This window comes from Deltaproteobacteria bacterium, assembly GCA_003696105.1.
In the GTDB taxonomy this organism is placed as follows: Bacteria; Myxococcota_A; Polyangia; order Haliangiales; family J016; genus J016.
Map to the genome: position 1 here is coordinate 18,949 of RFGE01000254.1, position 9,099 is coordinate 28,047.

General features: G+C 75.0%; 7 protein-coding genes and 1 pseudogene. 3 read left to right on the plus strand and 5 right to left on the minus strand.

Annotation, left to right across the window (positions count from 1 at the left end; translation table 11 throughout):
• Nucleotides 1-28: 28 nt before the first annotated feature.
• Nucleotides 29-229 (minus strand): annotated as a pseudogene (locus D6689_16205) (hypothetical protein).
• Nucleotides 230-353: 124 nt separating this feature from the next.
• On the opposite strand from D6689_16205, the gene D6689_16210 reads away from it, so the two are divergent.
• Complete coding sequence (locus tag D6689_16210) at nucleotides 354-2,027, plus strand: hypothetical protein (GenBank protein ID RMH39553.1); 1,674 nt, start codon at nucleotides 354-356, stop codon at nucleotides 2,025-2,027.
• 149 nt (nucleotides 2,028-2,176) lie between these two features.
• Here the strand turns inward: D6689_16210 and D6689_16215 are convergent, their stop codons facing one another.
• From D6689_16215 to D6689_16230, 4 genes are read right to left on the minus strand one after another with little or no spacing between them, the layout of a single operon-like run.
• Nucleotides 2,177-3,583 (minus strand): serine/threonine protein kinase, encoded by a 1,407-nt coding sequence (locus tag D6689_16215; protein RMH39554.1) that lies wholly within the window; start codon nucleotides 3,581-3,583, stop codon nucleotides 2,177-2,179.
• A gap of 9 nt (nucleotides 3,584-3,592) precedes the next feature.
• Nucleotides 3,593-4,912, minus strand: coding sequence for an FHA domain-containing protein (locus D6689_16220; protein RMH39555.1), 1,320 nt, complete (start codon nucleotides 4,910-4,912; stop codon nucleotides 3,593-3,595).
• Entirely contained in the window at nucleotides 4,909-6,033 is a 1,125-nt protein-coding gene (locus tag D6689_16225; GenBank protein RMH39556.1) for a serine/threonine-protein phosphatase, read from the minus strand. The genes D6689_16220 and D6689_16225 overlap by 4 nt, the downstream gene beginning before the upstream one ends.
• Before the next feature lie 14 nt (nucleotides 6,034-6,047).
• Nucleotides 6,048-7,421: an FHA domain-containing protein gene (locus D6689_16230; GenBank protein ID RMH39557.1), complete on the minus strand. Its 1,374-nt coding sequence runs from the start codon at nucleotides 7,419-7,421 to the stop codon at nucleotides 6,048-6,050.
• A 56-nt stretch (nucleotides 7,422-7,477) separates the two neighbouring features.
• On the opposite strand from D6689_16230, the gene D6689_16235 reads away from it, so the two are divergent.
• Both D6689_16235 and D6689_16240 read left to right on the plus strand, forming a co-directional pair.
• Nucleotides 7,478-8,587, plus strand: a complete 1,110-nt coding sequence (locus D6689_16235; GenBank protein ID RMH39558.1) for a carboxypeptidase regulatory-like domain-containing protein — start codon at nucleotides 7,478-7,480, stop codon at nucleotides 8,585-8,587.
• Nucleotides 8,587-9,099, plus strand: a 513-nt coding sequence (locus tag D6689_16240; protein ID RMH39559.1) for a hypothetical protein, incomplete at its 3' end; no start/stop codon positions are given. The genes D6689_16235 and D6689_16240, both read left to right, overlap by 1 nt.

Genomic DNA, 9,099 nt, shown 5'->3' on the forward strand with positions numbered 1-9,099 from the left:
CCCGCAGTCGCGAGCGACCCCGCCGCCGGCGCCCGCGCGGGCGCCTCCCGCGCGCGCGACCGCCGGCGCAACGCGACGGCCACGGCGACCAGCAGCGCGATCGTCGCCGCGAGCACCCCGACGACCGCAACGAGCGCGATCCGCGCACCGCCCGGCATGGCACCGGCTGCCACCACCGTCGAGGCGGCGATCTCGGGAGCCAGTTGCGACAAACGACCTCAAATACCAGAGTCTCGTGTCAGGCTAGCAACCGGGTGTCATCGGGTCAACGCGCGCGCGGGGTGGGACATCGTCTCGACGGCGGGTCGGGTGGAGACAGCGTCACGACGGCCGTGTAGGGTGGAGCCAGCGTCATGACCGAGCTGATCATCGGCGCCCGGCGCGTGAAACCGCGCCGCCGGCTGCGGACCGCGGTCGTCGCCGTTCTCGTCGCGGCCCTCGCCGCGACCGCGGCCGGCACGATCTTCGCGCGCGCCACCGCATATCCGGAGCCCGCGGTGACCCTGCCGGCCGACCCCGCGGCCGCCACCGCCGACGGCGAACTGACCTACTCCGGGGGCCGGCTTTCCCGGCGCGGTCGCGTGTGGGTGCTGCGCGTCGCCGGCGGCGCACGGTCCATGGGAGCCGCCCGCGGCCACCTGCTCGCGCCTCTCGTCGCGCCGGTCGGCGCCGCGCTCGACGCGGCGCTCGAGCGGACCGTTCCCGACGGCGGCTGGCTCGACCGGCGGCTGCACGCCGCGCGCATGCGCTGGCAGTTCCGCCTGCTCGACGACGCCATCGCCGGACACCAGCTCGTCGAGATCGCGGCGGCGGCGGCCGCCGCCGGCGGCGACTATGCGCAGTGGGTCCGCCGTGAGGCCGCGATCGACGTCGGCGTCCCGCGCGGCGGGCGGGTGTCCGCCACCGTCGCTCGCGCACTCACGGTCGTCGCGCCGGTGCGCGGTCCGGAGGGCGAGCGGCTGATCGTCGGCCGCGTGTTCTCGCTGCCCGGAGGCGGCGACGGCGGCGACTCGGCGGCCGCCGCGCCGGTGGTCACCTTCGCGCATCCCGACGGCGCCCTCGCGTTCGCGAGCGTGGAGTGGCCCGGTGCGATCGGCGCGGTCACCGGCGTCAACCGAGAGGGAATCGCCGTGCTCGTCCAACCGGCGCGTACCGCCGACGTCCGCGCCGCCCGCGCGGGCAAACCGTCCGGCCTGATCGCGCGCGACGTGTTGGAGACCGCGCGCACGCTCGACGACGCGATCGCGATCGTCGAACACGCCACCCCGCTGGGCGCCGCCGCATTCGTCCTCGTCGACGGTGCGCGGCGCCAGTGGGCGATCGTCGAGCGGTCTCCCGAAGGCACCGCGACGCGCCGGCCGGACGCGGCGACCGCCGTCGGCGGCGTGCTGTCCGCCGACCCGTTCGAGGATGACCCGATCAACGAGCACGCGCGCCGCGCATCGGCCGATCCGCAGCGCATTCGGCGCGCCAACGAATTGTTGCGCATGCACGCACCCGAGTCGGCCGCGGACATGGTCGCCCTCCTGCGCGACCGACGTGCCGCCGGCGGCGCGCCGCTGCCGCCCGGCCACCGCGGCGCGATCGACGACTACACGGCGGTGCACGCAGCCGTGATCGACCCGAGTTCGATGGCGCTGTGGGTCAGCGACCCCGGCGGACCGCACGCGCGATTTCGCGCCTTCGATCTATTGCACGAGCTGCGCGGAGAAGGTGCCGTCCCGGCGCCGCCGGCCGACATCCCCGCCCCGGAGGACTTCGACGATGCCGTCCCCGCGCGCGTGCGCGCCGCACGCGCCGCCCTTCGGCGCGCGTCTGCCGCCGCGGGCCCCGCCGCGGAGGAGTGGCTGCAGCGCGCTCTCGCACTCGCCCCGGACGTGCCCGAGATCCAACTCGCGGCCGCACAGCGCGCCCGCCGCCGCGGTGACGCCGCCGCCGCCGCCGAGCACGCGCGCCGCTTTCTCGAGCTGGGCGCCGACGACCCGGAGGCCGAAGCGCAGCTCCGCGCGAGCGGCGGCTCGTGGTGACCGCCCGGTCCACTCGTCGCACGGGTCTCAGCGTGCGCCGACCGGGGCGCGCGACCGGCTCGTCCGTCGGACGCATCGCACACGGCGCGAGCGCGGCGCGCCCCGCTGCGCGCGAGCGCCGGGGCGCGCCGCCGAGCGCGGCGCGTGCGCTACTTGAGCGCGAAGAACGCGCCGATCCCGCCGCCGATCGCCGCCATGGCCAGCACGATCCACAGCCACAGCCGCGACCCGCGGGCGGCCTCGAGCAACTGCTCGGTGGACGCCGGCGCGCGGCCGGTCGCGGGCCCAGGCGGCGTCTGCGCCCGCGGCGGCGGCGTCTGCGCCCGCGGCGGCGGCGTCTGCGCCCGCGGCGGCGGCATCGGCGACTGCGACGGCGGCGCGCCCGATCCCGCCGCGGCGATCGCGTTCGGCCGCAGCGCAACGGTTGCATCCGCACCTTGTTCCGCGAGCGCCGCCGGCACCTGGCCGCCGGTGCGCAGCACCTCCTCGCACGCCGCCTTCAACTCCATCACGTCCGCGAACCGGCTCTTCCGGTCCTTCTCGAGCATCTTGAGGATGACCGCGTCCACCCCCGGCGGAATGTTCGCGCCGGGACACGCGCGCGACGGCGGGTCGGGGACGCGGCGCAACTGCGCCGAGATCAGCGCCGCCGGCCCGACCGCATCCGGGAACGGCAGCCGCCCCGTGACCATCTCGTACGACACCACGCCGAGCGCGTAGATGTCGCTTCGGCCGTCGAGATCCTTGCCCATGAGCTGCTCGGGCGACATGTACTCGAGCGTCCCGAGGGTCTGGCCCGTCGCGGTGAGCTGCGGCGATTGACTGCCGCCGCGGTCGCCGTGGACGACCTTCGCGATGCCGAAGTCGAGCACCTTGACGAACTCCGGGTTGCCCGGCCGCGGCTCGAGGTTGATGTTCTCCGGCTTCAGATCGCGATGAATGATGCCGGCCTGGTGCGCCTCGTACAGCGAGGTCGCGATCTCCGTGACGAATTTGAACATGCGCCGCCAGTCGATCGGCGCCTCCGCGTGGAACACCTCGTGCAGGCTGCGCCCCTCGAGCAGTTCCATCGCGATGTATAGAGTGCCGTCCGGCGTCTGGTCGAAGTCGTAGGTGGTGATCGTATGCGCGTCGCGCAAGCTACACAGCACGACGCCTTCCCGGCGAAACCGCGCGACGAGGTTCTTGTCGCGCGCCATCTCGGGGTGAAGCAGTTTGATGGCGACCTTGCGGCCGATGCCGAGCTGGGTGCCGCGGTAGACCGCGCCGAAACCGCCCTCGCCGAGCTTCGCCTCGATGCGAAACCGATTGTTGAGCGTCGTACCGATGTACGGATCCGCGCCCGCCGCGGGAACGGCCGCGGCCGGCGCGGGCGCCGCGGACGAACCGCCGCGAAGCCCTACCGCCGCCTTGCCGGACGGCGCCGCAGCCGCCCCGGGCGCCACCGGGGGCGCCAGCGGTTCGGGCGCAGCCGATGGCACGTCGAGGCGCGCGCCGCACAACCCGCAGAACCGCGCGCCGTCGTCGAGCTGCGCGTGACACGACGGACACATCATCGGCTGGCCTCATCCATCGTCGCGAATTCCCCGCGCCCGCACGGCGCCGCCATTTTCGCGCAAATCGCCGCGCAATGCACCGGTGGAGGCCGCGTAGTTGACGCCGGCTTCCCGCGGTGCGCTCGTCGCGACGCCGGCGGCGCGGCCGCGAACATCGACCAGCGGCGCGCCGGGAGCGCAGTCGCCGGCGGTATGGCGGATCATCGAACCGTCGCCCTCGCGGGTCCCCAAGGCCACGCTCGCGATGGCCCGGACTCCTCGCGCGTCGGTGCCGCCCGCGCGATCCGCGCTCGGAACGAGGCAGACGAGGTTGTCGCCAACGCGCGGGCCGTCGCGCGAGGCCAGCGAGACCGTCCCCACAGCCGACCGTCCGAGCGTGGCGAGCGAGATCGCGCCCACCGACCGCCACGGCCCCACCGGCGCGGGCTCGCCGGTGGCGGCCGCCACGGCGCGGATCGACAGGCCGGCTCGACGTGCTGCGGCGGCCGCCGCGGCGCACTCCGCGGCCGTCGCGACCGTCCGCGCCTCGACCGCGAAGGCCGCGCAGAACATGCCCTCGATGACGCACGCGCGCGCTGGACACGCGGGCGCGTCAGGTGGCTGCGCTGGCGTACCGCCGGCGCCCGTCGCCACGAGCGCGTACAGCCCGCGCGCCGCCCTCGCCACCGCCTCGCCGCGGGCGGCTTCGCCCGCCGGAGGCCCGGCCGGCGCGGGCGAGGGCTCCGCAGCGGCCGGGGGGCGCGCGCCTTGCGGCGCCGGCGCGGTTCGGGCAAGCCATGCCGCCCCCGCGGCGACGACCGCGACCGTCAGCGCGAGACTCACGCCGACCTTGACGCCGCGAGACGACCCGTACACGAGTTCGCGCGCCAGTGCCGGCACGAACGCCGCGATCCGAAAGCGACCTCCGGCGCGCGCAGCGGCGGCCGCCGCCCGCACGACGCCGGCCGGGCCGCGCGCCGGTGTCGGCGCGGCGGCGATCGGCGCGCCGATCTCGGGTGCCGACAGGTCGCTCGGGTCGCCGATGTACAGCCGCACGCGCGGCCCCGTTCGCCCGAACGCGACTTCGATCGGCCTGCCCACTGGCACGTCCGTTTCGATCACGCGCTCGCCGTCCACGAACAATCCGTTGGACGAGCCGACGTCCCGCAGCACGAACCGAGAACCCTGCCGGACGAGTTCCGCATGGCGCGACGAGGCGTCCAGATCCCGATGCGCGTCGAACGTCACCTCGTTGACCGGGTGGCGCCCGAAGCGGATCCGCTCGGACACGTCGAGTTCCTGCCGCTGGCCGCGGCGGCTCCCCGCGGTGTGATCGACGACGAGTTTCATCTCCCCCACAACCACAGCGCCGCCGCAGCCGCGACCGCGATCGCCGCCAGCAGCCACGCGGCGCCGAGGCGCCGCGGCACCGCCGGCGCGTCGCCATCGCCGCCGTCGTCGATCGCAGCGTGCTGGTCCGTCGCCGGGATCGGCCGCGGCCCGGGATCGTCGGTGACGCCCGCGCGCGCGGCGAGCCGCCGCGCCACGTGCGACGTGGTCGTGATCGCCCGCTCGCCGTCCTCGGCGGGATCGATCTCCATGAACCGCGGCAGGTCGTCCGGCCCCGCGGGCGCGGGCAGGCCCTCGCCGGCGAAGTCGGCGACGACCGCAGTGATGTTGTCGGGGCCGCCCGCATCGCGCGCGCGCTCGATCAGCGCGTCCGCCGCCGCGCGCGGGTCGGCGTGCGCCGCCAGCACCTCGGCGATCTCGTCGTCGTCGACCGGCCCGTGCAGGCCGTCGGAGCACACGAGCAGGCGGTCGCCGCGGCGAAGCGGCGCCAGCGACAGCGCCACGTCGACGTCCTCCTGCACGCCCAGCGCCTGCAGGATGATGTTGGATGCGGCAAACCGATCGGCCTCGTCGGGAGTGATCCGGCCCGCCTGCAACAGTGCGGCGACCACCGACTGATCGCGCGTGATCTGAACGAGCGCTCCGTTTCGAAACAGGTACGCGCGCGAATCGCCGACTTGCGCCAGCACCAACTCGCCGCCGAACATCGCCACCGCGGACAGCGTGGTGCCCATCCCGCGCAGCTTCCAGTGGCTGTGACTCTTGTCGAACACGGCGCGGTTAGCCGCGCGGACCGCTCGCCGCAGATGGCGCGCGAGCTCCTGCCTGTCCGCGGCCCGCGGCGCCTCCCGCATCCGGTCTACGACGACCTCGACCGCGAGCGCGCTGGCGACTTCGCCGGCCGCCGCTCCCCCCATGCCGTCGCACACGACGACCAGCGGCCCCCGCTCGCGGACGGCGACCGTCACGGGCCCGGCGACGTCGCCGCCGGCGGTCGGCCGCGCGTCGCCGTCGAGGTCGGCGACGGCGAAGTGATCCTCGTTCGACGTGCGGACGATGCCGACGTCGGTGCGCCCGTACAGGGCGACCGTGATGTCCGTCCCGGCAGCCGAGTCCGACACGCCGCCTCCCCTGCTCAGGGCCCCACCTCGAGCCGAAAGAGCTGGTCGCCGATGCGAACGTGAGCCGTCCCTCGTACCGTCTCGGCCCCGCGCATGCGCAGGTAGGTGCCGTTCGAGCTGCCCAGATCCTCCACGAAACAGTCCGCGCCCGTCCGGCCGATGGCCGCGTGCCGCCGCGACATGAACTCGTCGTCGGAGAACACGATGTCGCCCTCCTCTCGCCCGACGACCACGCGATCGCCGCTGAGGTAGCGCACGTCGCGCACGCCGCCATTCGATAGCTGGACGGACAACCTTCCCCACGGGTCGCGACCGGGCGAGCCGAACCGCAACACGCCGTGCTGCACGGTCGGCACGACCGCGCGCTCGTCGTCCGCCACGACGTCGAACCGCAGGATCTCGCGCCCCATCAGCAGCCAATCGCCCCCGCGCAGGCTCGCCCGCGCGTCGATCCGACGGTAGACGCCGTTGACCGGGTCGATCGGCACGATCGCCACGCCCTCGCCCCGCCGCTCGAGCCGGGCGTGTACGGGCGCCAGATGGCGATCGCCGGGGAACCGCAAGCCGGCGCCTTCCCGGCCGATCTCGACCGCGTCGCCGCGGAGCTCGAACGTGTCGCCGTCGCTGCCGTCCTGGCGGACCAGTACGAGCCGCCCCCACGCGGGACCGGCCGCCGGCGCCGGCTGCGGCGGCGGCTCCGCCGACACCGGCTGGCGCGGCGTGTGTCGCAGCTGCTCGAGCGGCGTTTCCGGTAGCGTGGCGACGACCGCCGGATCTTCCTCGACGGTCCGCTTTCGCGCCATGTCGGCCGCCGCCGAGACGACGGCGCGCGCGTCGTCGCCGGCGATGGCGATCGTCGCCGCGACCGCGTCGGGTACGTCGGCCCTGCGCACCGGAACCCCGGTGCGAACGCCCGGCGGCCGGCTGTCCCGCCCCGGCACCGGCGCTCGGCGCGCGTCCGCCGCCCCCCTCTCGTCGCCCAGCGGCTTGCCGCACAACTGGCAAAACCGGAACCCGCCCGGCGTCGTCCCGCCACAGTGGCCGCACGTGCGCGACGGCGATGGGGCCGCCTTGCGGCCGACGACGTCGGCGGCCGACGGCATCCGGCCGGCGAGGGCAGCCGGCCCCGAGGCGGGCGCCGCGGGCGCGGGCGGCGCGCTCGTGGAGGCCGAGCGCGCGACGAGCCGTGCGCCGCAGTTGCGGCAGAAGTTCATTCCCGGACTGTTGTCGGCGCCGCATTTGCCACACGCGACGGCGTCCGTGGGCAACGGCCGGGCGTCGCTCGGGGTCGAACGACCGGTGTCGCTGCCCGCCAATCGCGTGCCGCAGTTCAGACAAAAGATCGAACCCGAAGGGCTCTCGCGACCGCAGTGGGAGCAGCGTTGCATCGGCCCGGCTGGTGTTTGCAAGTCGTCGCGCCAACTGCTAATACCGAGCGCGCACTGTGCGTAACGTATCAAAGAGACTCGAAAAAGGTCAAGGACTGCGACCGTGTGCGCGCGCTCGGTTCGCGGTCCTCGGCGCCGCGTTGGCCGCGGCGTGCGCGGCGGCCGCGGCGTGCGCGGCGGCGCCGGCCCGCACCGCGCCGTTTCGCGCACGGCCGGACTCCGTCGAACCCGGCGACCTGCGCGGCCCGTTCACCGGCCGGGTGGTCGACGCGGGGACGGGCCGGCCCGTCGCCGGCGCGCTCGTGTACGCCACGTGGTCGTTTCAGCGCGGCGCGGCGCTCTCCGAGCCGGCCGGCTTCCGCGAGCGCGTCACGTCGACCGACGCCGACGGTCGCTACGAGATCCCGCGGCTGAACGCCGCCCCCGACGGCGCGCGCATCACCGACTTCTACCTCGTCGTATACAAACGGGGCTACGTCGCCTACCGGAGCGACCGACGATTCGACGACTTCGGCCCGCGCCTGGACTTCGCCCAGCGGGAACATCGCATCGCGCTCGACAAGTGGCGCGCCGACCTGTCGCACGACCGCCACTTGCGGTACATCGGCGGCGGTCAAGCGATCGCCTCGCTCACCGCGTGGGAACTGCCAGAAGCCGCTCGCGAGCTGTCCGGCGAGGCGCCGCAGGTCGTCGCGAGTTTCACGCCCGGCGGCGACACGACCGCGGCGGTCGTCGCCGCGCGCCTGCTCACGCCCGACGACGTTCGCGACGTCACCGGCTTCGACGGCGAATTCGAAACGGGCCCGCTCGGGGACGATCCGGACACGTCGCAGTACAGCTCGATCCACCTGCGCGCCCTCGACCGGCCCGAGAGCTTCGACGTGGCCCTGCGCCTGTGGAAGCTCGACGCGGCGGGCGCGGCCGACCGCTACGAACAACTGCTCGGTTCGCTGCCGTCCGCCGAGGAGCGCAACGAGCTCGGCGATCGGTCGCTGCGCGCGGCCGAGGGAGACATCCGCGGCGTCGCCGTGCTCGACGGCAAGCGCGCCGCCGTGCTGCTGCTCACGTGCGGCGTCGCCCAGTGCCGCACTGCCGAGGACGCCGTCGCGTTGGCCCGCCGCGCGCTCGAACGGCTGCAAGGGTTGTGGCCGCTGGAGGGGAACTGATGCGCCGGCGCACCGCCGCCCTGCTCGCCCTGGCCGCCGCCGCCCTCACGGGAGACGCGCTCGGCTGGGAGGCCGCGACCACCCACGCGGGCCTCACCGAACAGGCCGCCCGCGCGTCCGCCCTGCACGCTCGCCTGCGCGACCAGTTCGGCCTCGATCTCGGGCTGCTGTCGCCGTTGACCGTGCCGCCGGACGACGCGCCCGGGTTGTTCGCGGCGCTCGCCCGCCTCAACCCGACGCACGGCTACGTCCCCGACGCGCGCGGCCGCCAGCCCGCGGTGGCGTGGCTCACCGCCGGCGCGGTCGTCGCGGATCTGCCCGCGTCGGCCGCGCGCAACCACTTTTTCGATCCGCAGCGCGGCGCCGGCTTGCCGTCGGATGCCCCCGTGTCGGGGGGGCGGGGGTGGCCAAGTTGGATCGTTCGTTGGGTCGTCCACCGGGCCCTCGGTGGCGGACGCGCGGTCGCGGCGCCCGACTGGATCGACGCGGCCGACAACCCGCTGGGCCTGTCC

Bases quoted from the DNA above. Each gene is read 5' to 3' on its own strand.
- D6689_16210 (RMH39553.1), top strand. From the start codon at position 354: ATGACCGAGCTGATCATCGGCGCCCGGCGCGTGAAACCGCGCCGCCGG.
- D6689_16215 (RMH39554.1), bottom strand. From the start codon at position 3,583: ATGATGTGTCCGTCGTGTCACGCGCAGCTCGACGACGGCGCGCGGTTC.
- D6689_16220 (RMH39555.1), bottom strand. From the start codon at position 4,912: ATGAAACTCGTCGTCGATCACACCGCGGGGAGCCGCCGCGGCCAGCGG.
- D6689_16230 (RMH39557.1), bottom strand. From the start codon at position 7,421: ATGCAACGCTGCTCCCACTGCGGTCGCGAGAGCCCTTCGGGTTCGATC.